The sequence below is a fragment of the Parvibaculum sp. genome, assembly GCF_039680535.1.
Lineage (GTDB): Bacteria > Pseudomonadota > Alphaproteobacteria > Parvibaculales > Parvibaculaceae > Parvibaculum.
The window spans coordinates 1-25,327 of sequence record NZ_JBDKSS010000006.1 but is presented as its reverse complement, the minus strand read 5'-3'; the positions used below and the strand labels follow the sequence as shown (position 1 = coordinate 25,327).

At 64.2% G+C, this 25,327-nt stretch carries 25 protein-coding genes; 15 read left to right on the top strand and 10 right to left on the bottom strand.

From position 1 onward, the window contains the following. Nucleotides 1–59: 59 nt before the first annotated feature. A complete protein-coding gene (locus ABFC66_RS03855) occupies nt 60–1,604 on the top strand; it encodes an acetolactate synthase large subunit (RefSeq protein WP_346739676.1) in 1,545 nt (514 codons plus the stop codon). 15 nt (nt 1,605–1,619) lie between these two features. Here the strand turns inward: ABFC66_RS03855 and ABFC66_RS03850 are convergent, their stop codons facing one another. From ABFC66_RS03850 to ABFC66_RS03835, 4 genes are all read right to left on the bottom strand, one after another. Further along, the gene (locus ABFC66_RS03850; protein ID WP_346739643.1) at nt 1,620–1,916 is read right to left on the bottom strand and encodes a hypothetical protein; all 297 of its coding nucleotides are present in this window, start codon (nt 1,914–1,916) and stop codon (nt 1,620–1,622) included. Between the two features lie 288 nt (nt 1,917–2,204). Then, the gene (locus tag ABFC66_RS03845; RefSeq protein ID WP_346739642.1) at nt 2,205–2,987 is read right to left on the bottom strand and encodes an SDR family oxidoreductase; all 783 of its coding nucleotides are present in this window, start codon (nt 2,985–2,987) and stop codon (nt 2,205–2,207) included. A 58-nt stretch (nt 2,988–3,045) separates the two neighbouring features. Beyond that, nucleotides 3,046–3,393 carry a hypothetical protein gene (locus tag ABFC66_RS03840; RefSeq protein WP_346739641.1) on the bottom strand — a complete coding sequence of 116 codons (348 nt, stop codon included), beginning with the start codon at nt 3,391–3,393 and terminating at the stop codon, nt 3,046–3,048. A gap of 78 nt (nt 3,394–3,471) precedes the next feature. Then, nucleotides 3,472–3,963, bottom strand: coding sequence for a Fur family transcriptional regulator (locus ABFC66_RS03835; RefSeq protein WP_346739640.1), 492 nt, complete (start codon nt 3,961–3,963; stop codon nt 3,472–3,474). A 56-nt stretch (nt 3,964–4,019) separates the two neighbouring features. Between ABFC66_RS03835 and ABFC66_RS03830 the strand changes: the two genes are divergently transcribed. Further along, nucleotides 4,020–4,754 (top strand): SOS response-associated peptidase, encoded by a 735-nt coding sequence (locus tag ABFC66_RS03830; RefSeq protein ID WP_346739639.1) that lies wholly within the window; start codon nt 4,020–4,022, stop codon nt 4,752–4,754. Here ABFC66_RS03830 and ABFC66_RS03825 read toward each other — a convergent pair whose 3' ends face one another. Continuing rightward, entirely contained in the window at nt 4,755–5,243 is a 489-nt protein-coding gene (locus ABFC66_RS03825; protein WP_346739638.1) for a GNAT family acetyltransferase, read from the bottom strand. Between the two features lie 155 nt (nt 5,244–5,398). Between ABFC66_RS03825 and ABFC66_RS03820 the strand changes: the two genes are divergently transcribed. Next, nucleotides 5,399–6,739, top strand: coding sequence for a hemolysin family protein (locus ABFC66_RS03820; protein WP_346739637.1), 1,341 nt, complete (start codon nt 5,399–5,401; stop codon nt 6,737–6,739). Nucleotides 6,740–6,748: 9 nt separating this feature from the next. Here the strand turns inward: ABFC66_RS03820 and ABFC66_RS03815 are convergent, their stop codons facing one another. Then, on the bottom strand, nt 6,749–8,170 hold the full coding sequence (locus ABFC66_RS03815; protein ID WP_346739636.1) for an FAD-binding oxidoreductase: 1,422 nt from the start codon (nt 8,168–8,170) through the stop codon (nt 6,749–6,751). A gap of 143 nt (nt 8,171–8,313) precedes the next feature. Here ABFC66_RS03815 and ABFC66_RS03810 point away from each other — a divergent pair, with 143 nt between their 5' ends. After that, nucleotides 8,314–9,195 carry a VOC family protein gene (locus ABFC66_RS03810; RefSeq protein ID WP_346739635.1) on the top strand — a complete coding sequence of 294 codons (882 nt, stop codon included), beginning with the start codon at nt 8,314–8,316 and terminating at the stop codon, nt 9,193–9,195. A gap of 62 nt (nt 9,196–9,257) precedes the next feature. Continuing rightward, nucleotides 9,258–9,752, top strand: a complete 495-nt coding sequence (locus tag ABFC66_RS03805) for a TIGR00645 family protein (protein WP_346739634.1) — start codon at nt 9,258–9,260, stop codon at nt 9,750–9,752. Here the strand turns inward: ABFC66_RS03805 and ABFC66_RS03800 are convergent. Together ABFC66_RS03800 and ABFC66_RS03795 are read right to left on the bottom strand one after the other, a co-directional pair. Then, nucleotides 9,749–10,714 (bottom strand): L-threonylcarbamoyladenylate synthase, encoded by a 966-nt coding sequence (locus tag ABFC66_RS03800; RefSeq protein ID WP_346739633.1) that lies wholly within the window; start codon nt 10,712–10,714, stop codon nt 9,749–9,751. The genes ABFC66_RS03805 and ABFC66_RS03800 overlap by 4 nt on opposite strands. Continuing rightward, nucleotides 10,704–11,531, bottom strand: a complete 828-nt coding sequence (locus ABFC66_RS03795) for an SDR family oxidoreductase (protein ID WP_346739632.1) — start codon at nt 11,529–11,531, stop codon at nt 10,704–10,706. The genes ABFC66_RS03800 and ABFC66_RS03795 overlap by 11 nt, the downstream gene beginning before the upstream one ends. A 97-nt stretch (nt 11,532–11,628) precedes the next feature. On the opposite strand from ABFC66_RS03795, the gene ABFC66_RS03790 reads away from it, so the two are divergent. Both ABFC66_RS03790 and ABFC66_RS03785 read left to right on the top strand, forming a co-directional pair. After that, nucleotides 11,629–13,419, top strand: a complete 1,791-nt coding sequence (locus tag ABFC66_RS03790) for an acyl-CoA dehydrogenase family protein (protein ID WP_346739631.1) — start codon at nt 11,629–11,631, stop codon at nt 13,417–13,419. Nucleotides 13,420–13,504: 85 nt separating this feature from the next. Next, entirely contained in the window at nt 13,505–14,560 is a 1,056-nt protein-coding gene (locus ABFC66_RS03785; RefSeq protein WP_346739630.1) for an MBL fold metallo-hydrolase, read from the top strand. Nucleotides 14,561–14,590: 30 nt separating this feature from the next. On the opposite strand, the gene ABFC66_RS03780 is transcribed toward ABFC66_RS03785, so the two are convergent. Further along, on the bottom strand, nt 14,591–15,925 hold the full coding sequence (locus ABFC66_RS03780) for a globin-coupled sensor protein (protein WP_346739629.1): 1,335 nt from the start codon (nt 15,923–15,925) through the stop codon (nt 14,591–14,593). Between the two features lie 249 nt (nt 15,926–16,174). On the opposite strand from ABFC66_RS03780, the gene ABFC66_RS03775 reads away from it, so the two are divergent. From ABFC66_RS03775 to ABFC66_RS03740, 8 genes are read left to right on the top strand one after another with little or no spacing between them, the layout of a single operon-like run. Then, nucleotides 16,175–17,104 carry a histone deacetylase family protein gene (locus tag ABFC66_RS03775; RefSeq protein ID WP_346739628.1) on the top strand — a complete coding sequence of 310 codons (930 nt, stop codon included), beginning with the start codon at nt 16,175–16,177 and terminating at the stop codon, nt 17,102–17,104. Between the two features lie 15 nt (nt 17,105–17,119). Then, nucleotides 17,120–17,368 carry an exodeoxyribonuclease VII small subunit gene (locus tag ABFC66_RS03770; RefSeq protein ID WP_346739627.1) on the top strand — a complete coding sequence of 83 codons (249 nt, stop codon included), beginning with the start codon at nt 17,120–17,122 and terminating at the stop codon, nt 17,366–17,368. Nucleotides 17,369–17,374: 6 nt separating this feature from the next. Further along, entirely contained in the window at nt 17,375–18,280 is a 906-nt protein-coding gene (locus tag ABFC66_RS03765; RefSeq protein ID WP_346739626.1) for a polyprenyl synthetase family protein, read from the top strand. Nucleotides 18,281–18,325: 45 nt separating this feature from the next. Beyond that, nucleotides 18,326–20,272, top strand: coding sequence for a 1-deoxy-D-xylulose-5-phosphate synthase (gene dxs / locus ABFC66_RS03760; RefSeq protein ID WP_346739625.1), 1,947 nt, complete (start codon nt 18,326–18,328; stop codon nt 20,270–20,272). Next, nucleotides 20,269–21,033, top strand: a complete 765-nt coding sequence (locus ABFC66_RS03755; protein WP_346739675.1) for a TlyA family RNA methyltransferase — start codon at nt 20,269–20,271, stop codon at nt 21,031–21,033. The genes dxs and ABFC66_RS03755 overlap by 4 nt, the downstream gene beginning before the upstream one ends. A 5-nt stretch (nt 21,034–21,038) precedes the next feature. Beyond that, nucleotides 21,039–22,289, top strand: a complete 1,251-nt coding sequence (locus ABFC66_RS03750; RefSeq protein ID WP_346739673.1) for a class I SAM-dependent RNA methyltransferase — start codon at nt 21,039–21,041, stop codon at nt 22,287–22,289. 3 nt (nt 22,290–22,292) lie between these two features. Then, nucleotides 22,293–23,339, top strand: a complete 1,047-nt coding sequence (locus tag ABFC66_RS03745; protein ID WP_346739624.1) for a methyltransferase domain-containing protein — start codon at nt 22,293–22,295, stop codon at nt 23,337–23,339. Next, nucleotides 23,339–24,949 (top strand): FMN-binding glutamate synthase family protein, encoded by a 1,611-nt coding sequence (locus ABFC66_RS03740; RefSeq protein ID WP_346739623.1) that lies wholly within the window; start codon nt 23,339–23,341, stop codon nt 24,947–24,949. The genes ABFC66_RS03745 and ABFC66_RS03740 overlap by 1 nt, the downstream gene beginning before the upstream one ends. A gap of 9 nt (nt 24,950–24,958) precedes the next feature. Here the strand turns inward: ABFC66_RS03740 and ABFC66_RS03735 are convergent. Beyond that, nucleotides 24,959–25,327, bottom strand: a 369-nt coding sequence (locus ABFC66_RS03735; RefSeq protein ID WP_346739622.1) for a chorismate synthase, incomplete at its 5' end; no start/stop codon positions are given.

The window sequence follows — 25,327 nt, the reverse complement described above, 5'->3', positions numbered from 1 at the left end:
GCTCGCGACGCGCGACAAAGCCGCATAGATAAAAAATACGGGAGACGGGGATGAGTGAGATGAACGGCGCAGAGAGCCTGGTGCGGACGCTTGTGGCATCCGGCGTCGAGGTCTGCTTCAGCAATCCCGGTACATCCGAAATGCATTTCGTCGCCGCTCTCGACAAGGTCGATGGCATGCGCGCGGTTCTCGGCCTGTTCGAGGGCGCGGTGACGGGCATGGCCGACGGCTATGGCCGCATGGCGGACAAGCCCGCGGCGACGCTTCTCCATCTCGGGCCGGGCCTCGCCAATGGTCTCGCCAATCTCCACAATGCGCGCCGCGCCTCGACGCCCATCGTCAATATCGTCGGCGACCATGCGACCTATCACGCGCAATACGATGCGCCGCTCGCCTCCGACCTCGCCGGTTTCGCGCGGCCCGTTTCCGGCTGGCTGCATTCGAGCCCGAATTCGAAGACCGTCGCCGCCGATGGCGCCCGCGCGGTGCAGGCGGCGCGCTCCGCTCCCGGCCGGATCGCGACGCTCATCCTTCCAGCCGACACCGCTTGGCTCGAAGCGGACGGCCCTGCGCCCGCGCTGCCCGTGGCTGGCCCTGCGCCCGTTGCGCCCGAGACGGTCGATCTCGTAGCCAGGGCGCTGAAGAGCGGCCGCAAGGCGGCAATCATCATTCGGGGTCTTGGGCTTCGGAAGCGCGGCCTGCACGCGGCGGGCCGCATCGCGGCGAAGACCGGCGTGCGCATCATGTGCGATACATTCGCGCCGCGTCTCGAGCGTGGGGCGGGCGTCGTCGCCGTCGAGCGCATTCCCTATTTCGCCGAGCAGATCGTCGACACATTCAAGGATGTCGAAGAGCTGATCCTTGTCGGCGCGCAGCCGCCGGTTTCCTTCTTCGCCTATCCGGGCAAGGCGAGCTACTGCGCGCCCGAAAGCGCGAAGATCCATTATCTCGCGCAGCCGCATGAAGACGGCGTCGCCGCGCTCGAAGCGCTGGCGGACGCGCTCGGCGCGCCGAAGGAGCCGATTCATGTGGCGCAGGGAACGAAGGGCGACCTGCCGAAGGGCAGGCTCGATCAGTTCAGCGCCGGCCAGATCATCGCGCATTTCCTGCCCGAAGGCGCGATCATCTCCGACGAGGCGGCAACGTCGGGCCTCGGCTCGATGATCGCGACGGCGTCAGCACCCTTTCACGACTATCTGTCGCTCACGGGCGGTTCGATCGGTCAGGGGCTTCCGCTGGCGACGGGCGCGGCAGTGGCGAAGCCTGACCGCAAGGTCGTCTGTCTCCATGGCGATGGCGGCGCGATGTACACGTTGCAGGCGCTGTGGACACAGGCGCGCGAGAAGCTCGACGTCGTGAACGTCATCTTCGCCAATCGCTCCTATGCGATCCTGAATATCGAGCTTGCGCGGGTCGGCGCCGGCAATCCGGGCCCCAAGGCCCTCTCCATGCTCGATCTGCACAACCCGGAACTGAACTGGGTGCATCTCGCGCAGGGCATGGGCGTCGAGGCGACGCGCGTCGAGACGGCGGAAGAATTCGCCGACGCCTATTCGAGCGCGATCAAGGCCAAGGGCCCGCGCCTCATCGAAGTGATGATCTGAAGGGAAGCCGCGAGGTCAGTTGACCACGCGGTTGAGCGTGAACTCGCCCTGACGGACGCGATCGGGTAGGCCGGCGGCCATTTCGGCCACGGCTTCCTCGCCATAGGCCTCTACCATGTCGGACAGGGCGGCGAAGATCGCGGTCGTGGCGAGGATGTCGGCGGAGACGCCTTCGGCCAATGCCTCGTCCCAGGCATCCAGAATGTTCTGCAGCGCCATGCGGCGCTGTTCACTCTCATTCGGGGCGGAGGGGTCGAGACCTTCGTCGTCGATCGAGCTGAACAAGGAATCACCGGAAGAATCTTCGGCCATCACGCCCTCTGCTTGCGCCCCCGGGGAGAGGGCAAGGGCGGCGTAGCGATGGAGAACGTCCCCATCTGGTACCCAAACCGCCCAAACAGGGCTCTTGTACCATATTTCGGGGAAAAGTCGCCTGTGTCGTGAAAGAGAGGTTAACGGCCGTGATCCATCGGCCACAGTCGTGGTCGCGCCGCTGCGTTGCGGTTCGTTCATTCATGGCGGGAAGCAGGGCAGGCCTCCGAAACAGCACGTCCCGCCCTTTGGGGGGGCGGGACGCGATTCCGGCGAAAGCGGCGGCGATCAGAAGATCGAGTAGGCGCCGTCGATGATGAAGGTATCGCCCGAGTGGTAGGACGAGGCGTTCGAGGTCAGATAGATCGCGACGCCGCCGAAGTCCTCCGGCTCGCCCCAGCGGCGGGCGGGAACGCGCGGGATCACCTTTTCGGCGAATGCGCTGTTTGCCTGAGCGCCCGCCGTCATATCGGTGGCGATCCAGCCCGGCAGGATGGCGTTGGCGCGAATGCCGTAACGCGCGAATTCGACGGCGCAGGATTTGATCATGGAGATGACCGCGCCCTTGGTGGCCGCATAGGCCTGATTGCGCGCGGCGCCCTCGATGGCGGCGAGGCTTGCCACGCCGATGAGTGATCCGCCCGTGTCGCCGGTCTTGGCGCGCTCGACCATGTGGCGCGAGGCTTCGCGCAGCGTCCAGAACACGCCGTCGAGATTGACGGCCAGCGTCTTGCGGTAGATCTCGGTCGTCATTCCGATGAAGGAGGGCGCGCCGAAGCCGACGCCCGCATTGGCGAAGACGCTGTCGATGCGGCCGAGTTCGGCGACCGTCGCGTCGATGCCGTCGACGACTTCCTGTTCCTTGGAGACGTCCACCTTACGCGCATAGACCTTGCCGCCATGCGCCTTCAGCTTCTCGACCGCCTTGGCCGTCTTTTCCTCGTTGGTGCCCCAGATGGCGACCGTGCCGCCGGCCTGGGCGATGGCGTCGGCCATGCCGAGGCCGATGCCGCCATTGCCGCCGGTGACCAGCGCGACCTTGCCCGTGAGATCGAAGGGTTTGTAAGCCATGAGTCTCTCCCTGATTTGAATTCTTGTGGGGCTTTTATGCCCTCTTGGCCGCCCGCGCTCAATGCGTTCCGGGCGTGAGACCGGATTGCGCAGGGGCAGCCGTGTTCCCCGGCGCCTCTTCCCGCAGCTCCGAACAGACGAAACGGGGCTGATAGCTCAGATGCTCGGGGTCCGGCGGGATCGTGCAGGAATAGATCGAGGCCTGCTTCTGCAGCACCAGCGCCGTGCCGAGATTGCCGCGTATTTCATAGCCATCCCTGGCAAGCTCGGTGAGCGTCCGCTTGGTCGCCACGAAGGGACCTGAGCGGGCGCCCTCGGCAAAGGCATCTCCTGCAAGGGCGGAACCGCTCGCGAGAAGCGACAGGGCGAGAATGAGAGCGGCGGGAGCCGCAAGGCGCAAGGTCATGATGGATTCCGATGGGGCGCAGTGCGCAACGAAGGATTTCGCTTGTGGCCGCAAGTCTAGATGAAGGGATGTCATGCGTCAGCCGGCGCAGCGGCTGCAAAGACCGGCAATCTCGACCACCTTGCGTTCGATGGTAAACCGGGCCCGCTTTGCCGCGGCGTCGAGGGCCTGATCGAGCTTTGGGTCCACGATCTCCTCGGCCGTGCCGCAAGCCCGGCAGATGAGAAACTGGCTCGTATGGGCCACGCCCGCCTCACCGCAGCCGAGATAGGCATTGAGCGACTCGATCTTGTGAATGAGCCCTTCGGCGATGAGGAAGTCGAGCGCGCGATAGACCGTGGGCGGCCGCGCCGCCTTGTGCGTACGGGCAAGTTCGTCCAGCACCTGATAGGCGCCGACCGGCTTGTGCGAGCGCCAGACGATCTGCAGCACCTTCTCGCGAATGGGGGTGAGCTGAACCGAGCGCTCCTCGCAAAGCGTCCGCGCACGCGCAATCGCCGTGTCGATGCAGGCGTCGTGGTTGTGCGGTTTGTCGGCGTCCCGGCGGGCGCCCATGCGATGCTCAGCCATGGGCGAATGATACAATATAACTTTGGGCCTTGTCGCCCTCCCGTTAAGCTCGCCACATGTGCGGACGCTACACCATCACCACACCGCCGGCGCCCATGCGGGCGCTTTTCGGCTTCGTGGAACATCCCAACTTTCCGGCGCGCTACAATGTGGCGCCGACGCAGCCCGTGCCCATTATCCGTGTCGAAGGCGGCAGGCGGCATTTTGCGCTGGTGCGCTGGGGGCTCGTGCCTTCATGGGCGAAGGAGGAGCCGCAATCCCTGCTCATCAATGCGCGGGCGGAGACGATTGCCGACAAGCCCTCCTTTCGCGGCGCCTTCCGGCATCATCGCTGCCTGATGCCGGCGGACGGATTTTATGAATGGCAGGCAAAGGGGAGGGGGCCCAAGCAGCCATATTACATCCGCCGCCGCGACGGGAAGCCCTTCGCCATGGCGGCGATCTGGGACAACTGGATGCCTGCGGACGGGAGCGAGCTTGATAGCTGCGCCGTGGTGACGACCGACGCCAACGCCACGCTTGCGCCGATCCACAATCGCATGCCGGTCATTCTCGACGAGAAGGATTGGGCGCTCTGGCTCGACCCGGCGGCGACGCCGAGGGAACTCGCGGCGCTGATGAAGCCGGCACCCGACGATCTTCTCGATGCCACTCCGGTCGGCACAGCCGTGAACAGCGTCGCGAACGATCAGTCGGGATTGATTGTCGAGGCGCATGTGACGCCGCCCGACCCCGTGCCGGAGAAGAAGAAAAGGAAGCCTGCGGACGATCGGCAGAGCAGCCTGTTCTGATCACCGCGGCGCGTCGGGATCGATATGCGGCATGGGTTGCAACCGCTTCGACAGGGGAACCGTTTCGTCCTCGCCATAGCCGAGCGATTTGTAGAAGTCGATGACGGGGACGTTCGACTTGCGGACGAAGAGGTTCAGCTTCCAGGCGCCGCGCTGCACGAGCCAGGCTTCGGCGGCTTCCATGATGAGGCGGCCATAGCCCTGCCAGCGATGCTCCGGGTCCGACGAGACGTAGTAGACGCCGCCCCGGTGCCCGTCATGGCCGACGATCACGGCGGCGAGGAGCTTGCCTTCGTCTTCCGCTACCAGAACATCCGAGTTCGGTCCCCGGCGGGCGAAGGCGATATCGGTCGGGGCGTCGTTCCAGGGGCGGGTGAGGCCGCAGGCGTCCCAAAGGCGCACAAGGGCGGGCACGTCCCCGTCGCGGGCGGGGCGTATGGAAAGGCGGGGCCTTGATTCGAGACGGGAGGGCGGCGCGGTGTCGGTCATGAGGCTTCCCCAAAAAGGTGAGAAAGCGCGAAAGCCTGGCATATATCGACGCTTGGTGTAACCGATTTCCACATATAGCGTGAGGTCTTAAGTCATTCGCGCGAAATGCCCATGTGCCTGTATAATGAAAGCCGGCCGTGGTTCCCGGGAACAAGATGCTATCTGACATAGTCATTCTGCTCGTGATGATCCTTCTGAACGGGTATTTCTCGCTCGCAGAAATGGCGATCGTCTCCGCGCGCCGTCAGCGGCTCCAGGCGCTGCTGTCCGCCCGCAAGCGCAGCAGCGGCAATACGACAGGCTATGAGGCGGCGCTTGCGCTTCATGCGGAGCCCGGACGGTTCCTCTCCGCCCAGCAGATCGGCATCACGCTGGTCGGCGTCTTCAGCGGCGCCTTCGGTGGCGCGACCCTGTCCGAGCCGGTCGCCAAGGTGCTGGCGCCGCTGCCCTTCGTCGGAGCCTATGCCGAACAGGTGAGTCTCGGCGCGGTGGTTCTCGCGATCACCTACCTCTCGCTCATTCTGGGTGAACTCGTCCCGAAGCGCCTCGCCCTCGCCAATCCGGAAGCGATTGCGGCCACCATTGCGCGCCCCATGACGGCGCTGTCGCGCTTCCTCGGACCCGCGGTCGACCTCCTTTCGTGGTCGACGGAAGCGGTGTTGAAGCTCTATGGCATTACCGGTCAGCAGGTGCCGCGGGTCACGGAAGAAGAGATCAAGCATCTGGTCGAGGAGGGCGCGGCCGCGGGCGCCATCGACGGCGTCGAGCGCGACATCGTCAATCGCGTTTTCGGCCTCGGCGATACGCGCGTCACCGAGATCATGACGCCGCGCGTGCAGATGGTCTGGCTCGATACGGATTTCACGGTTGAAGAAAACCTCGCGCTGATCCGCTCCGAACAGAAGATGCGCTATCCGATCCGCAGGGGCGCGAACGGCGAGCCGCTGGGCTTCGTCCGGCTCGAGGATATCTACATGACGCCGCGCTCCAACGAGGAGATGCTGAGCAGGATGTCGCCGCCGCTCTATGTGCCGCGCACGACGTCGGTGCTCAAGGCGTTGAGCATCCTTCAGGCCGACAACATGTATATGGCCTTTGTCATCGACGAATATGGCGACGTCGTCGGCTCGATCACCATGGCGGAGATTTTCTTCGCCATGATCGGCGACATCACCGATCATTCGGCGGACTCGAACCCTGCGGTCGTCACGCGCGAAGACGGCTCCTATATCGTCGATGGCGTGGTGTCGGTCGATGAGGTGCGTCGTATGCTCAACCTGTCGAAGCTGCCCGGCGACGAACATGTCGAAGTGAACACGCTGGCGGGCGTGATGTTCAACTGGTTCGGGCGCCTGCCGCGCGAAGGCGACTATTTCGGCTGGAACGGCTATCGTTTCGAGATCGTCGACATGGACGGACCGCGCATCGACAAGGTGCTGATCGTGCCCGCGCAGAACCTGCCTATCGGCAGTCCGCTGGCGCGCACGGCAGACTGAGCGGGCCGCTCATCTTGCCGTCAGAACTTTTCCAGGATTGAGAATTCCCTTCGGATCGAGCGCGTGCTTCAACGCGCGCATCAGTTCCATCTCGACAGGGGATTTCGTCTCGGCGATCTCGTCGCGCTTCATGCGACCGATGCCGTGCTCGGCGCTGATCGAGCCGCCGAGGTCGCGGACGATGCCATGCACGATGGCGCTCATTTCATCCCACCGGGCAAGGTAGCCCGCCCTGTCGGCCCCGACCGGCTGGCTCAGGTTGAAATGGATATTGCCGTCGCCGACATGGCCGAAGGGCACGGGGCGTATGCCCGGCAGCGCCGCCTCTACAGCCTTTGTGGCGCGGGCGATGAATTCGGCGACCGATGACACGGGCACCGAGACGTCGTGCTTGATGCTGCCGCCTTCCATCTTCTGCACATCCGACATGGATTCGCGCATGCGCCAGAAGGCGGCACGCTGCGCTTCCGATGCCGCAATGGCGGCATCGGAGACGAGAGATTTCTCCATCGCGCCACCCAGCAGGGCTTCGAGCGTTGCGGCGAGGCCCTCGCTGTCATTGCCCGCCGAGAGTTCGATCAGCACATACCAGGGCGATGGCGCCTTCAGCGGATCGGTTGCGCCGGGCAGATGCTTCACCACGAAATCGATGCCGATGCGGGGCATGAGCTCGAAACTGGTCACGAGCCCGCCCGTCGTGGCATCGGCGAGGCGCAGAAGTTTCACCGCCGCTTCGACATTCGGAACCGCAACGAAGGCAGTCGCCATGGCGCGCGGGAGCGGGAAGAGTTTCAGAACCGCGCGGGTGATGATGCCAAGCGTGCCTTCGGAGCCAAGAAAGACCTGCTTCAGGTCGTAACCCGTATTGTCCTTGCGCAGACCTTTGAGCCCGCTCCAGATGCGTCCGTCGGCCAGAACGACTTCGAGTCCGAGCACGAGATCGCGCGCATTGCCGTAGTGAAGAACCGCCGTGCCGCCGGCATTGGTGGCGAGGTTGCCGCCGATCTGACAGCTCCCCTCGGAGGCGAGGCTCAAGGGGAAGAGGCGGTCGGCATCTCTGGCGGCAGCCTGCGCTGCGGCGAGCGTAACGCCTGCCTCGACCGTGAGCGTATTGTTGCCGGTATCGAGCGCAAGGATGCGGTTCATGCGCTGGAGCGAGAGCACGACCTCCTTGCCCGTCTCGAAGGGAATCTGCCCGCCGACAAGGCCCGTATTGCCGCCTTGCGGCACCACAGGCGTTCCGGTTTCATGGGCAATGCGCATCAGCGCGGCGACTTCTTCCGTGGAGGCGGGTTTCAGGATCGCCGCCGCGCGGCCCTTGTAGAGATCGCGCCGTTCGACGAGATAGGGCGCCATGTCGGCTTCGGTGTCGACAAAGCCCTTGGGGCCGACGACCGACTTCATCCTCGCCAGCGTTTCCGCAGATGCCATCACGCAATCGTCCTTCCGAGAGAGCGGCTCGGCGCCCGATCGTCAAGCAGAGAATTCATATCCCGCATTGTCGTCTTCGTTCTTCGCATTACGTTTCGTGAAGTCTAGCATGGCCGCAACAAAATGAAGCGTCCGAGGGTGGAATGACGGGAGAGGCTTTGGTCGGCGGTATCGATCGGATCATGATCGGCGTGCGGGATCTCGCGGAAGCCGAGCGCATCTATACGCGCATGCTTGGCCGTTCGCCCTCATGGCGCTATCGGGATGGCGGGACGGAGCGCGTCATCTATCGCCTCGGCAATGTGTCGCTCGATCTTCTGTCCTCCTCCGAAACAGGCGCGCCCTGGGGAAGTCTCCTGTCAGCCCAGCTTGACCGGGCCGGCGAGGGCATTGTCGGCATTGTCTTCTCGACGCCGGACGCCACGCGGACCGTCGAGGGGCTGAAGGCCAGGGGGTTGCCCGCCGTCCTTTTTCCCGAGGCGGAGGTTTCGGGCCCTGCCGGAGAGCGGCGGCGCTGGAAATCCCTGTTGGTCCCGGCCGAGATCGCGCGCGGCCTCTTCATGATGGGGCACGAGCAGCTTTCACCCGAACCATTGCCGGAGGCGGCGCTGCGACCCGGCGTCGGCGAAGGCGAGGCGATCTCCGCGCTCGATCATGTCGTGGTGATGACCTCGGATGCAGAAGCCTGCAAGCATCTCTTCGGAGAACAATTCGGGATCCGGCTGGCACTCGACCAGTCGAAGCCCGAATGGGGCGTGCGGCAGCTCTTTTTCCGCCTCGGCGGCGTGACGCTCGAAGTGGTCGAGCCGCTCGACAAGGCGAAGGCGCCGGCGAACGACTACTTCATGGGCCTCGCCTGGAAGGTCGGACATGTCGGCGCTGTTCGCGAGCGGCTGGTCCGGGAGGGCGCGGATGTATCGGAGGTGAAGCTGGGCCGCAAGAAGGGCACGGAGGTTGCCACCATTCGCAAGCCGACATGCGGCGTGCCGGTGCTTCTGATCGGCCCTGCGGCGGAGAGCGCCTGATCCCGTTTGAAATCTGGCGTGACGACGCTATATGTCATCCTCCGCTATCCATCGAGGGTGTTATGAAATCCGTTGAGTTGCTGATCGAACGCGTGATCCTGTCGAGCCGCTGGGTGCTCGTGGTCTTTTATCTCGGACTTGCCGCGGCGCTCACGCTTTACGCGGCGAGCTTCACGCTGAAACTCGCCAAGGTGTTCCTCAATGCCTTCAACTATAGCGAAGCCGAGATGATCCTGGCCATGCTCGGCCTGATTGACGCCGCGCTGGTGGCAAGCCTCGTCCTGATGGTGATGATTTCGAGCTACGAGAATTTCGTCAGCCGCTACGACGCGAAGGTCGATCTCACCTGGCTCGGAAAGCTAGATGCGGGCAGCCTCAAGGTGAAGGTTGCCTCCGCCATCGTCGCCATTTCATCGATCCATCTTCTGCAGATATTCCTGAACGCCACGCAGTACACGGAGCCTCAGATCATGTGGATGACGATCATGCACATGGCTTTCGTGGTATCCGCGGTGGCGCTCGGTTTCCTCGACCGCATTGCCATCAAGGCGCATTAACGCGGCGCGGCCGCACGGCGCAGGCGGTCGTTGATCGCCTCGCCGAGGCCATTTGAGGGAATGGGCGTCACGGCGATGCCCTTCCCATGCGCCTTTTCGTCGAGCGCGCGCAGCATGGCGAAGAGATTTGCGGCGGCCTCGCGAAGATCGCCCGTCGGCGAAAGGTTGAGAACCGCATTTTTCGCCGGTCCGAAGCCCAGCAGTATTTCACCGTCTCGCGTTTCCGTGGCGTTGAGCCGGAGCCGCGCCCGGGGCGCGTAGTGACTGGCGAGCTGCCCGGGCGATGAGCGGCCGGCCTCGCCGGAAGCAACATCGGCTGCGGCGAGAGGACGTCCCAGCACACGCTCGATTTCCTCGCGGGCAATGGCGCCGGGCCGGAGCAGCGTCGGCGCGCCGCTTTCCGGGAAGCCGATGACGGTCGACTCGAGCCCGAGCGGGCATGGGCCGCCATCAAGGACCATCGACAGAAGTTCCGAATGTCCGAGTGAAGCCATGACATGTTCGGCGCGGGTCGGGCTCACCTCGCCGGATGCGTTGGCGGAGGGCGCGGCGATGGGCCGTCCGGCGGCGCGGATCAGCGATTGCGCAACGTCATGCGCGGGCGCACGCAGCGCCACCGTGTCGAGGCCGGCGCTGACGAGAAGCGAGATGGGCGTTGTCGCAAGGCGCGGCAGCACGAGCGTAATGCCGCCCGGCCAGAAGGCGCGGGCGAGCGCATCGGCCTCCGGCGTGAAGCGGGCATGCGCTTCCGCTTCCTCGCGGCCGGAGACATGCACGATGAGCGGATTGAATGTGGGCCGCCCTTTCGCCTCGAAGATGCTCGCGACGGCGCGGTCGTTCGTCGCGTCCGCGCCGAGGCCATAGACCGTTTCGGTCGGGAAAGCGACGAGCCTGCCTTCGCGGAGGAGGGCGCCTCCGCGCGTAATGGCCTCGTTGTCCGCGCGAAGAAGTTCAGGCGGCACGGGGCTTCGCCTTTGCGTTGCGCTGGTTCCGCGCCATCAGGGCATGGACGAGGCGCTGCGGCAGGAAGCGCGCGAGCAGCGCGATGAAATTGTTGAGGCCGCCATTGATGACGACGGGGCGTCCCGCCATCACCGCGTCATAAGCCTGTCGCGCGACGACATCGCCGGTCATCCAGATGAATTTGGGCAGCTTGTTCATTTCCTCGCGATTGCCCGCGACGTCGTGAAATTCCGAATAGGTGAAGCCGGGGCAGAGCGCCGTGACGTGGACGTTCTTGCCGACATTTTCGAGCGCGAGGCTTTCGGACATCTTTATGACGAAGCTCTTGGCCGCCGCGTAGAGCGTGCCGCCAGCGGCGCCCGGAAGATGGCCTGCGAGTGACGCGACATTGATGATCCGGCCATAGCCGCGTGCAGCCATGCCCGGCCCAAACAAATGGCAGAGTTCGGCCACTGCAGTCACCATAACCTGAATGAGGTGTTTCTGGTCGTCCCAATGCGTATCGCGGAAATAGCCCGGCACGGTGAAGCCCGCATTGTTGACCAGCGCATCGACCATGATGTGGCGGCGGGCCATTTCATCGAAAATCTGACGGGGCGCGGCGGGATCTGTGAGATCAACCGCCAGAATATGGGCTTTCGCTCCGAATTTGCCCTGCGCTTCCTGCGCCAGCGCTTCCAGCCGCTCCTTGCGGCGCGCGACGAGCACCAGATCGAAGCCGTTTTCGGCGAAGACCAGCGCGAGTTCGCGCCCGATGCCCGCCGACGCGCCGGTGATGAGCGCAGTGCGTGTTTTCCGGTCATTGCCCGTCGTCATGCGGGCCTCCTATCTGTCGCAGTTCAAACGCGGGTCAGAATAGATTAAAACGCCCCCGGCTGTTAGAACCGGTTCAGTATTTGCCCGAGGATTTTCCATGACTTACCGCGCCCCCGTCCGTGACATGGCTTTTGTGCTTCAGGAAGTGGCGGGGCTCGGGGCACTCGCGGGCAAGGGCGATTTCGCCGAATTGACGCCGGACCTTATCGAGGCGGTGCTTGAAGAGGGCGCGAAGCTCGCCGGCGACGTTCTCGCGCCGCTGAACAAATCGGGCGACCATGAGGGCGCGCGGCTCGAAGCCGATGGCGTGAAGACACCGAAGGGCTTCCCGGAAGCCTATGCGCGCTGGGTCGAGGGCGGCTGGGGAAGCCTCGCGGCCTCGCCCGAATTTGGCGGACAGGGGCTTCCGCTGGCCCTCGCCACCGCCATGCAGGAGATGTGGAACGCCGCCAATATGGGCTTTGGCCTCTGCCCGATCCTGAGCCAGGGCACCGTCGAGGCGCTGACGGCGCATGGCACGGAGGAGCAGAAGCGGCTTTATCTCTCCAGGCTCATCTCGGGCGAATGGACAGGCACGATGAACCTGACCGAGCCGCAGGCGGGCTCGGACCTCAATGCGCTGAAGGCCAAGGCCGTGCCGCAGGGCGACGGCACCTATCGCATCACCGGAACCAAGATCTTCATCACCTATGGCGACCACGACATGGCCGAGAATATCGTCCATCTCGTCCTCGCGCGTCTGCCCGATGCGCCTGCGGGCACCAGGGGCATTTCGCTCTTCCTCGTGCCGAAATTTCTCGTCAATGCGGATGGTTCTCTCGGCGCGCGCAACGATGCGAAATGCGTCGGCCTCGAAGAGAAGCTCGGCATTCACGGCAGCCCCACCTGCGTCATGTCCTATGGCGACAATGGCGGCGCCATCGGCACGCTGATCGGGCAGGAGAACAAGGGCCTCGCCTGCATGTTCACGATGATGAACAATGCGCGGCTTCTCGTCGGCACGCAGGGCGTCGCAATTGCCGAACGTGCCTATCAGCATGCCCTGGCCTATGCGACGGAACGCAGGCAGGGCAGGTCCATCGGTTCGACGCTTGCGCCGGGCGAGATGGAGCCCATCGTCGTGCATCCCGACGTACGTCGTATGCTCTTCACGATGAAGGCGCTCACCGAAGCCGCGCGTGCGATCTGCTACGCCAATGCCGTGGCGATCGACCGCGCGCATCATGGTGCAACGCCGGAGGAACGCGCGGCGGGCCAGGCGCGTGCCGATCTTCTGACGCCGATCGCGAAGAGCTTCTCCACCGACATCGGATGCGAGGTCGCGTCCCTCGGCGTGCAGATCCATGGCGGCATGGGTTTCATCGAGGAAACGGGCGCGGCGCAATATTACCGCGATGCCCGCATCTTGCCGATCTACGAAGGCACCAACGGCATTCAGGCCATCGACCTCGTGACGCGCAAGCTGCCGCTCGGCAATGGCGAGGTGGTGAAGGGCTTCATCGCCGAGATGCGCGAGACGGCGGCAAAGGCGCGGGAGGCCAACCATGAAGGCCTCACTTCGATTGGTGCCGCGCTCGATCAGGGGCTCGACACGCTCGACAAGGCGACAGACTGGATGCTCGCGCGTCTGAAGTCGGCGACCGACGATTGTCTCGCCGGTGCTTCGCCCTATCTGCGCCTCTTCGGCACGGTCGCGGGCGGGCACTTCCTCGCGCTGGGCGCTCTGGCGGCAGTGAAGGCGGAGGGTGATTCCTTCCTCGCGGCGCGGCTCGCCACGGCGCGGTTTTATGCGGCCCAGCAACTGCCGCTAGCAGCCGGTCTGCTTGCGCCCGCGACGGCCGGCTCGGAGACGCTCTACGCGCTCGATGCCGAGGCTCTCGGCGTCTGAGGTTCCCCAGCGGCGCCCTTGAAAAATCTTCTGGCGTTTGACCTCTCCCGCCGACGCGCCTATCACGGGTGCAAGGAGAATTTATATGTCAGACGTGTCATTGACCGAACCGGTCGAAAGCGCCTTGCGCTATCCGTTGTCGCGGATTCCAGCGCCCGGCGAAGCGATGGAAGCGGCCCCCGGTATCTACTGGGTGCGCATGCCGCTGCCTTTCCAGCTCGACCACATCAACCTCTGGCTGCTTGAGGAAGATGACGGATGGACGGTGGTCGACACAGGTGTGTCGAGCGACGAGGTCATGGGTCTCTGGCGGCAGGTCTTTGCGACGGGGCTCAAGGGCAAGCCGATCACCCGGCTCGTCGTCACCCATCTCCATCCCGATCATGTCGGGCTTGCGGGCTGGTTCACGCGCGAATGGGGCATCGATCTCCAGATGTCGCGCACCGATTTCCTGATGTGCCGCAATCTCGTTCTCGACACGGGCCGCGAGGCGCCCAAGGCGGCGCTCGACTTCTATCGCGCGGCGGGCTTCGGCGAGCGTGGTCTCGAAAGCTACGCCAAGCGCTTCGGCAATTTCGGCGAGCGCGTCTCGCCGCTGCCTGAAATCTTCCGCAGGCTGAAGGCGGGCGACGAGATGACCATTGGCGGCCGCCGCTGGCAGGTCGTGATCGGTTCGGGCCATGCGCCCGAGCATGTCTCGCTTTATTGCGAGGAAGCGAAGATCCTGATTTCCGGCGATCAGGTCCTGCCGCGCATTTCATCCAATGTCAGCGTGCACCCGACCGAGGCCTATGAGAATCCGCTCGAGGACTGGCTCGAAAGCTGCCACCGCATCCGCGCGACGCTTCCAGCCGACCTTCTGGTGTTGCCCGCGCATAACGAGCCATTCTACGGGCTCCATACGCGCATGACACAGCTCATCGAAGGCCATGAGGAAGGCCTGTCGAAGCTTTACGATCTGCTTGCAGAGCCGAAGCGCGTCATCGACGTCTTTCCGGCACTCTTCAGGCGCAAGATCGGGCCTGAAGTCTTCTTCATGGCGACGGGCGAAAGCATCGCCCATCTCAATTGCCTGCTCGGGCGTGGCAAGGCCACGGTGGAGCGCAACGAGAAAGGCGTCGACTGGTACCGCGCCACATAAGGCGCGGCACCAGTGTAATCGGCGTTGGCGTCAGGCTGCGTCCTGCGCGCCGCTGGTCAGCCCTTCGAGGATCGTTTCCATGCTCTGGCGCAGGCGGTGTGCCGCCTCGCCGACCTCGCCCGACACATCGCGCAGATAGGTGCAATGTTCCGTTGCGGTGCGGGTCTGGCCCGCCACTTCGACGATCTTCGCCGAGACGTCCTGCGTGCCGGCGGCGGCTTCATCGACATTGTGCGAGATATGCGCGGCGGCGGCGGTTTGCTGCTGCACGGTCGCGGACACCTCGATCGAGATGCCGTTGATCTCGCCGATCGTCTCATTGATGTCGGCGATTGCCGACATGGCGAGGCCCGTTGCTTCGCGGATGCTGCTCACCTGATTGGTGATGCCCTCTGTCGCGCGCGAAGTCTGGTTGGCGAGCGCCTTGACCTCGGCGGCGACGACCGCGAAGCCGCGTCCCGCTTCGCCCGCGCGCGCCGCCTCGATGGTGGCGTTGAGCGCGAGAAGATTGGTCTGGCTCGCAATGTCCGCGATCAGCTTCACCGTGTCCGAGATATTTTCGCTGGCGCTGTGAAGGGCGGCGATGCTTTCTGCCGCGCGCTCGGCACGGACCACGGCTTCCTGCGCGATGATGGCGGAATGGCCGACGCGCTGATCGACATTTCGCACGGCGTCGGAGAGTTCGCGCGTCGCCCGCGCACTTTCCTGCACGTTGGTCGTCGCTTCTTCGGAGGCCGAGGCGACGGCGTTGGCGCGATCCTCGACCGCAATCATGGCGTCGGTGATTTTTGAGGCTGCGTCGCGCACTTCGTTGCCGCGATGTGCCATCTGGTCGACCGCGTCGCCGATGCCGCTGCTGAGCTTCGCCGCGATGGAGCGCAGGTCCATCAGGCGTCGCTCCTGACCCTTTTCGAGGTAGACCGAGATCGCCAGTTCCATGTCGAGGGCGATGGCCTTTGACATGGCGGCCATGGCAGCGGCGAGCCTGGCAGGCTGCCACCGATATTCCTTCGTCAGCACAGGCGCGAGTTCGGACATGACAAAGGCGTATGCGCCGATATACCAGCGCGGCGTCAGGCCGATGCGTTCATGCGCCGCGCCGATACGGATGGCCTGGGTGATGAACTGCTCGCTGAAATCACCTCTGAAGAGGCCGGCCCAATGCTGACGCTGGGCGGCCTTGAGGCGGGGAATGTTGGAGGGGTCGCCGATCAGCTTCGCCAGTTCCGGCTCGCGGCTCACATGGTCATAGAAGCCGTCGAGAATGCGCTCGATATGCTTGGGAAGAACGGCGCTGATGTCGTTGAAGGCTTGCTTGTCGGCGTCGCTGATACGTACGAAGGCGAGATGCTCGAAGCGGGACATGACTGATACCTGACTCACTAGGTGGGAACCCTTTACTCAATACGCAACGTGAACACGGCCCGGATTAGTTCGACCTGCCGGACCAGAGACGGGACGCTATCGGCCTCCCCTTAACGAGGCGTTGAAAGCGGCGGCGATGCGACCTTTTGACCGCCTCCAGGGCGCCTGTCGTAAAAAGGTGACGCGGGCAAGGGGACTGTGGCCCCGCGGCGGTGCTAGAATGCCGCTTCTCAAGCATCCGGATCGTTCATGGATACTCTTCTCGTCACTCATTCAGCCTGCTTCGCGCATGAAATGCCCGAGGACCATCCCGAGTGCGCCGACAGGCTTCGGGCGGTGCTCGGCGTACTGGAGGCCGAGGAGTTCATGCTTCTGCATCGTGTGGAGGCGCCGCGAGCGACCGTCGAAGCCATCGAGCGCGTGCATCTGCCGATCTATGTCGAAGCGATCCTGAACGGCGCTCCGGAGCATGGCTTTCGCCGTGTCGATGCGGACACGATGCTCTCGCCGGGTTCGGTCGAGGCGGCGCTCAGGGCGGCGGGTGCGGTGACCTTCGCGGTCGATGAGGTCATGTCCGGGAGGGTGCGCAATGCCTTCTGCGCGATCCGCCCGCCGGGACATCATGCGGAACCCGACCGGGCGATGGGCTTCTGTTTTTTCAACAATGCGGCCATCGGCGCTCTGCATGCGCGCCACGTGCATGGGCTCTCGCGTATCGCCGTCGTCGATTTCGACGTGCATCATGGCAACGGCACACAGGCGAGCTTCGAGACGGACCCGAACCTCTTTTATGCGTCCACGCATCAATGGCCGCTCTATCCCGGCACGGGCCGGGCGGGCGAGCACGGGCTCGGCAATATCATCAACCGGACGCTGCCGCCGGGTTCCGGCTCGGCAGAGTTCCGCGAGGCGTTTGGCGACGTGATCCTGCCCGCGCTGGAGATGTTCCAGCCGGAGTTTCTGCTGATCTCGGCAGGATTCGACGGACATGCCGCCGATCCTCTGGCCAATCTGAGGCTCACGGAAGACGACTTCGCCTGGGTTACGACCGAGCTGGTGCGGCTTGCCAACAAGTTCTGCAACGGCCGCGTTGTTTCCACGCTTGAGGGCGGGTATGACTTGGCTGCGCTGGCTTCGAGCACCAGAGCCCATGTGCGGGCGCTGCAACTCGGCGCCTGACCGAAGGAGAATGACATGGCGGCTCCCGCGTCCGACATCGACAAACTGAGCTTCGAGGATGCGCTGGCGCAGCTCGAAAAGATCGTGAGCCAGCTTGAATCCGGCGAAGCGCCGCTTGAAAAGTCGATCGAGCTTTATGAGCGCGGCACCGAGCTGAAGGCCCATTGCGAGGCGCGGCTCAAGGCGGCCGAAGCCAAGGTCGAGAAGATCACGCTTTCGGCCGGCGGCGAGGCGACGGGCACCGAACCTCTCGACGTCGAATAAGCCAGCATGATCCGGTCCGACGACGCGCCTGTCTTTGAAAGGGCGATGGCCGAAGCCGTCGCCAGGGTCGAGGAATCGCTCGACCGCTTTCTGCCGCGTGCGGAAGGCCCGGAGGGGCAGCTTTTCGAGGCCATGCGTTATGCCGTTTTTTCGGGCGGCAAGCGCTTCCGCCCGTTTCTCGTCTGCGAGAGCGCCCGGCTTTTCGGCGTCGCCAGCCAGTCCGCGCTCCGGGCCGCCGCTGCCATCGAATGCGTGCATATCTATTCGCTGATCCATGACGATCTGCCCTGCATGGATGACGACGACCTCCGTCATGGCCAGCCGACCGTGCACCGGAAGTTCGACGAGGCAACCGCCGTGCTGGCGGGCGACGCGCTGCTGACACTCGCCTTCGAGCTTCTGGCGGGCGAAGACACGCATGAGGATGCGCGGGTGCGGCTCGATCTCGTCCGCCGCCTTGCCGACGCCGCCGGCGGCCGCGGCATGGTGGGTGGCCAGATGATCGACCTGTCGAGCGAGGGGGTGGCGCTGGATATCGGCGCCATTACGAGGCTCCAGCGGCTCAAGACCGGCGCGCTGATCGCCTTTGCCTGCGAGGCGGGCGGCGTGCTCGGCCATGCCTCGGCGGAGGCGCTTCACGCGCTCCACGCCTATGCCCATGACCTGGGGCTCGCCTACCAGATCGCCGACGATCTCCTCGATGCCGAGGGCGACGCGGAACTCATGGGCAAGGCCGCCCGCAAGGATGCGGAAGCGGGCAAGGCGACCTTCGTTTCGATTCTCGGCCTCGACCGGGCGCGGGACCAGGCCCGGATATTGTCGGATCAGGCGATCCAACACCTTGATTTATTTGATGAAAAGGCCGACCTTTTGCGTGAGGCGGCGCGGTTCGTTATAAACCGTCGCAACTGAGCTTCCGGGGGTTCCGGAAGGTACCGGCTGCGGCCGAGGATAGACTTGAGCAACATTTCCAAAACGCCTCTTCTCGATGGCATCAACAGCCCTGCCGATCTGCGCGCGCTGCCGGAATCCGACCTGCGCCAGGTGGCGGATGAGCTGCGCGCCGAGACCATCGACGCCGTTTCCGAGACGGGCGGCCATCTGGGCGCTGGCCTCGGCGTTGTCGAGCTGACGGTCGCGATCCATTACGTCTTCAATACGCCGGACGACCGGCTGATCTGGGACGTGGGCCATCAGGCCTATCCGCACAAGATCCTGACCGGTCGTCGCCCGCGCATCCGTACGCTGCGTCAGGCCGGTGGCCTGTCCGGCTTCACCAAGCGGGCCGAGAGCGAATACGACCCCTTCGGTACGGCGCATTCCTCGACCTCCATTTCGGCCGGTCTCGGCATGGCGGTGGGGCGCGACCTCAAGGGCGCAAAGAACAACGTCGTCGCCGTCATTGGCGACGGCGCCATGTCGGCCGGCATGGCCTATGAGGCGATGAACAATGCCGGCGCCATGGACAGCCGGCTCATCATCATCCTCAACGACAACGACATGTCGATTGCGCCGCCCGTGGGCGGCATGAGCGCCTATCTCGCGCGGCTCATTTCCGGCAGCACCTATCGTTCGGTTCGCCATCTCGGCAAGCAGATCGCGAAGCTCTTTCCCAAGGGCATCGAGGAGAGTGCCCGCCGCGCCGAGGAATTCGCGCGCGGCATGGCGACTGGCGGCACGCTGTTCGAGGAGCTGGGCCTCTATTACGTCGGGCCGATCGACGGCCACAATCTCGACCACCTTCTGCCGGTGCTCAAGAATGCGCGCGATGCGGGCGAGGGGCCGATCCTCGTCCATGTCGTGACGCAGAAGGGCAAGGGCTATGCGCCCGCCGAGGCCGCCGAAGACAAGTATCACGGCGTTTCGAAATTCGATGTCATCACCGGCGCGCAGGCCAAGGCCATCGCCAATGCGCCGAGCTACACCAAAGTTTTCGGCGAAAGCCTGATCGCCCATGCTGAAAGGGACGACAAGATCGTCGCCATCACGGCGGCGATGCCTTCGGGCACGGGCATCGACATGTTTGGCGAGCGTTTCCCGACGCGCACTTTCGACGTCGGCATTGCCGAGCAGCATGCGGTGACCTTTGCGGCGGGTCTTGCGACGGAAGGCTTCAAGCCCTTCTGCGCCATTTATTCGACCTTCCTGCAACGCGCCTACGATCAGGTCGTCCATGACGTCGCGATCCAGAAGCTGCCGGTGCGCTTCGCCATCGACCGCGCCGGTCTCGTGGGCGCGGACGGGCCGACCCATGCGGGCTCCTTCGACATCACCTATCTCGGCTGCCTACCCGATTTCGTCATCATGGCGCCCGCCGATGAGGCGGAGCTGAAGCACATGGTGGCAACCGCCGTCGAGATCGACGACCGGCCCTCCGCCTTCCGCTATCCGCGCGGCGAGGGCGTCGGCGTCGAGATGCCGCCAATCGGTGTTCCTCTTGAGATCGGCAAGGGCCGCATTCTCCGTGAAGGGACGAAGGTCGCGATCCTGTCGCTCGGCACGCGCCTCGCCGAGGCGATGAAGGCGGCGGAGCAGCTCGCAGCGCTTGGTCTTTCGACCACGGTCGCCGATGCGCGTTTTGCCAAGCCCCTCGACGAGGCGCTGGTGGCACGGCTTGCCCGCGAGCATGAGGTGCTCATCACCGTCGAGGAAGGCACCGTCGGCGGTTTCGGCAGCCATGTGCTTGACTATCTCGCCCGGTCTGGCGCGCTCGATCATGGGCTGAAGGTTCGGCCCATGGCTTTCCCGGATGTCTTTATCGATCAGGACAAGCCGGAAAGGATGTATGAGCGCGCGGGGCTGAATGCCTCCGCCATCGTGGAGACAGCCCTTTCGGTGCTCGGCATGCAGAACGAGATCGCCGAACTTGCGGCGATCCGTGCCGCCGCTCCCAAGCTCGTCTGAACATCATGAGCGAGACACGCAAGCGCCTCGATCAGATGTTGATCGAGCGCGGCATATTTCCTTCGCGCGCCAAGGCGCGAGCGGCGATCGAAGGCGCGCTGGTGCATGTCGATGGCAAGCTCGTGACCAAGGGCGCGCAGATGGTCGGCGAGCATGTGACGATCGATGTCGATCCATCGGCGCATCTCTATGTCTCGCGTGGAGCGCTGAAGCTCGAACATGCACTGAAGAATTTCGGGGTCGATCCGGCTGGACTCGACTGTCTCGACATCGGCGCGTCGACCGGTGGCTTCACGCAAGTCCTGCTCGCGCACGGAGCGCGGCATGTCACTGCCGTTGATGTGGGCCACAGTCAGCTCGCCGCCGAACTCGCCTCCGACCCGCGCGTGACCTCGCTTGAAAGCCTCAACGCCAGGGACCTGACGGCGGAACATCTTTCGCATGGCATCGACCTCATCGTTGCCGATGTGAGCTTCATCAGCCTGACAAAGGCGCTGCCTGCGGCTCTGGCGCTTGCGCAGCCCGGTGCGAAGCTCGTCGCGCTCATCAAGCCGCAATTCGAGGTCGGCAAGGGCAGGGTCGGCAAAGGTGGTATCGTGCGCGATGTTGCGCTTCATGCGGAAGCCTGCGAAACGGTAACTGGCTGGCTCGCCGCCACGCCCGGCTGGCGGGTGCTTGGCGTTACCGATAGCCCCATTGAGGGTGGCGACGGCAACAAGGAGTTCCTTGTAGCCGCAGTTCTGGACGGAAAGAGCAAGTGACCGACATTCCCACGACAGAGCTTGAAGTGACGATCGCCTCGCTCGGCCATCTGGGCGACGGCGTCGCGGAGACGCCGACGGGCGAAGTCTTCGTGCCCTTCGTGCTGCCCGGCGAGCGTGTGCGTATTCAACCGACCGGCGAAGGCCGGGCCGAGCTTCTCGGCATCGTCACGCCGTCTGCGAGCCGCGTCGCTGCGCCTTGCCGTCATTTCCGTCAGTGCGGGGGCTGCGCGCTTCAACACGTGGAAGCGAAGGCCTATGCCGAATGGAAACGCGAACAGGTGGTGGCAGCGCTCAAGCCCCGCGGCATCGAGGTTGAAGTCGATTCGATCGTGCCCGCAGCGCCGCGGAGCCGCCGCCGCGCGACCTTTTCCGCGACGCGCACCAAAAAAGGCGTGACGCTTGGATATTACAGCCGATCCAGCCATACGATCATTCAGCTGACGGAATGTCCGCTCGTCGTGCCCGAGATCGAGGCGGCGCTTCAGAGCCTCGCCCATCTCGTTGAGCCGGGTCTTTCGCGAAAAGGCCATGCCTCGGTCGCCGTGACGGCGACGGAGACGGGCCTCGATGTGGCGGTTACCGGCGGCAAGGATGTCGACGGGCCGCTGCGGGCGGAGCTTGCCAAGCGTACATCGGCGCATGATCTCGCGCGGCTCGTCTGGAACGGCGAGATGATTTCCGAACGCCGCGCGCCTGTGGTGACGCTTTCGGGGCTCAAGGTCGCGCCGCCGCCAGGAAGCTTTCTTCAGGCGACGGCCGATGGCGAGGCGGCGCTTGTCCGCCTTGTGGTCGAGGCTGTGGGAGATGCAAGGCGCGTGGCCGATCTCTTCGCGGGTTGCGGCACATTCACGGCTGGGCTGGCGAAGCGCAGCTCGGTGTTCGCCGTCGAAAGCGAGAAGCCACAGACGGCTGCGCTCGACCGGGCGATCCGCGAGCAGGGGCCGGGGCTCGGCCTGAAGCCCGTCGAAATCCTGATGCGCGATCTGTTCCGCCGACCGATCCTGCCGAGCGAGTTACTCAAGACCGACGCCGTCGTCTTCGATCCGCCGCGTGCGGGCGCGGCGGCGCAGGCTGAACAGCTGGCGAAATCGGCCGTGCCGCTCGTCATCGGCGTGTCGTGCAATCCGGCGACCTTCGCGCGGGATGCGCGGACGCTCATCGATGGCGGATACCGCCTGACCCGCGTGACGCCGGTGGACCAATTCCTCTGGTCGCCCCATATTGAACTGGTAGGCATCTTCCGCAGGGAGTGACGGATGGCAGGCCCCTTGTCCCGGATCGGCTATGGCGTGCAGCAGGGCGCGCGGGTCGCCTGGTATGCGGGCCATTACATCGCGCTCAATCGCATACGCGGGCCGCTGGTGCCGCCGGGAGAGAAGCCCGTTTCGGTCGAGGGCAAGGTGCCGAAATGGCCTGCCCTCGTCGCCGGGATGAGGGAGCTTTTCGAGCGCGACTGGAAGAACATTGCGGCGGGGCTTTATCGCGCGCCGGACGGATTGCTTCCGCCCTCGGCCGCCATTCGCGCCAGCCTTCGTTTCTTCAAGGACGCGCGAAAGGTGGATGAGCGGCGCTTGTCGCGGCGCCATTCCGAAGTGCTGACGCCGGAACTGCGCAAGCGCTATCCGCGCTATTACCTCCAGAATTTCCACTATCAGACCGGCGGCTGGTTCTCGGACGAATCCGCGAAGCTCTACGACACGCAGGTCGAAGTGCTGTTCACCGGCACGGCGGACACGATGCGCCGTCAGGCGCTGGTGCCGCTCGCCAATGCGTTCAAGGGGCGCGACCAGCGCAAGCTGCACCTCCTCGATGTTGCTTGCGGGACAGGGCGCTTCCTTGATGAGGTGACCGCGAATTATCCGCGTCTCAATGCGGCGGGGCTCGAACTGTCGCCCGCTTATGTGGCAGAGGCGCGCAAGCGGCTGAAGCGGCGGCGCTCTGTTGAGATCATCGAGGCCAACGCGGAAAATATGCCGGTGGCCGACGCGTCGCAGGATGCGGTCACTTGCATCTATATTTTTCACGAACTGCCGCCCAAGGTTCGCAAGATTGTGGCGGCGGAGATCGCCCGCGTGCTGAAGCCGGGCGGCATCGCCGTCATTGTCGATGCGTTGCAGACCGGCGACCGGCCCGATTATGACGGGCTTCTCGAATTCTTCCCCATTGGCTTTCACGAGCCCTATTTCGGCACTTATCTCGCCGAGGATTTTGCGGCGCTTTTCGCGCGCGCGGGGCTCGCCTTCGATGGTTCAACACCGGCCTTTCTGTCGAAGGTCATGGTCTTCCGGAAAGTTGTGGACTGATGGCGAGCCTTTTTGCGCGATATATCGTCTTTGCTCTTTGCGTGGCGGCGATGCTGTTGACATTGCCCTTCGTCGCGACGGTGAATGGGCTCTGGATCGTCACGCTTGCAGCGGGGCTTCTCTCCGTGCTTGGCGTGGTCGACATTCTGCAGACGCGTCACGCTGTGCGTCGCAACTATCCGGTCATCGGCAATATTCGCTATCTCGTCGAAGAGATCAGGCCTGAGATAAGGCAATATCTCCTTGAGGGCGATGACGAGAAACTTCCCTATTCGCGCGCGCAGCGCTCGCTCGTCTATCAACGTGCAAAAAATGTTGTAAGCGAAAAACCGTTCGGAACGCTGCTCGACGTTTATGGCGACGGGTATGAATTCATCGGGCATTCGGCGCAGCCGGCATTGAATGTCGATCCGTCGAGCTTCCGCATCGAGATCGGTGGGCCGCAATGCACGCAGCCCTATTCGGCGTCCGTCTTCAATATTTCCGCGATGAGCTTCGGCGCCTTGAGCGCCAATGCGATCCGTGCCCTGAACAAGGGTGCGAAGGAGGGTGGTTTCGCGCACGACACGGGCGAGGGGAGCATCAGCCCGTATCATCGTGAATTCGGCGGCGACCTCATCTGGGAAATCGGCAGCGGTTATTTTGGCTGCCGCACCAAGGATGGACATTTCGATCCGGAGAAATTCGCTGCCCAGGCCACGACGCCGCAAGTGAAGATGATCGAGATCAAGCTGAGTCAGGGCGCGAAGCCCGGCCATGGCGGCATCCTTCCCAAGGGCAAGGTGTCGGCTGAAATCGCGCTGACGCGCGGTGTCGAGACGGGCGAGGAATGTATCTCTCCCGCACGGCATTCGGCTTTTGGTACGCCCATCGAGATGATGCATTTCATTGCGCGGTTGCGGGAGCTTTCGGGTGGCAAGCCCGTCGGCTTCAAGCTCTGTCTCGGCCACCCATGGGAGTTCATGGGGCTCGTCAAGGCGATGCTCGAAACGGACATCCTGCCGGATTTCATCGTCGTCGACGGCGCGGAGGGCGGCACGGGCGCGGCGCCAGTGGAGTTTACCGATCATATCGGCGTCCCGATGCGCGATGGACTGCTTTTCGTTCACAACGCGCTGGTCGGCACGGGACTTCGTGACCGGATCAAGATCGGTGCGGCCGGCAAGATTGTCAGCGCCTTCGACATTGCGAGCACTCTGGCCATCGGTGCCGACTGGGTCAATGCGGCGCGCGCCTTCATGTTCGCGGTTGGTTGCATCCAGTCGCAGAGTTGCCATACCAATCGATGCCCGACGGGGGTTGCGACGCAAGACCATCTGCGGCAGCTCGCGCTTGTCGTTCCAGACAAGGCGACGAGGGTTTTCAATTATCACCGACATACGATGAAGGCGCTGGCGGAGATCCTTGCCTCGGCGGGGCTCGACCATCCCGATCAACTGGGCCCGCATCATCTCGCGCGGCGCACCGGTTCGACGGAGATCAAGCTGTTCTCGCAGATTCACTATTTCGCCAAGCCGCGCGAGCTGATCGCCGGCACATCGGCCAGCGAGTTCTATCGCGCGAACTGGGCGATGGCGCGGATGGACAGCTTCGATCCTATCCGTCTCTAGAAGCCGGCCTCAGCCGATCTGCCCGCGATGGCGCAGGAAATGATCGGCAAGCACACAGGCAAGCATGGCTTCGCCCACGGGCACCGCGCGAATGCCGACGCAAGGGTCGTGACGGCCCTTGGTCATGATCTCCGTTTCCTCGCCCGTCACCGTGATGGACTTGCGCGGCGTGAGGATCGAGGAGGTCGGCTTTACGGCAAAGCGCGCGACGATGTCCTGGCCTGACGAAATGCCACCCAGAATGCCGCCCGCATGGTTCGAAGTGAAATAGGGCCCTTCATTGCCGATGCGGATTTCATCGGCATTTTCTTCGCCGGTCAGCGCGGCGGCGCCGAAGCCCTCGCCGATCTCGACACCCTTGACCGCGTTGATGCTCAT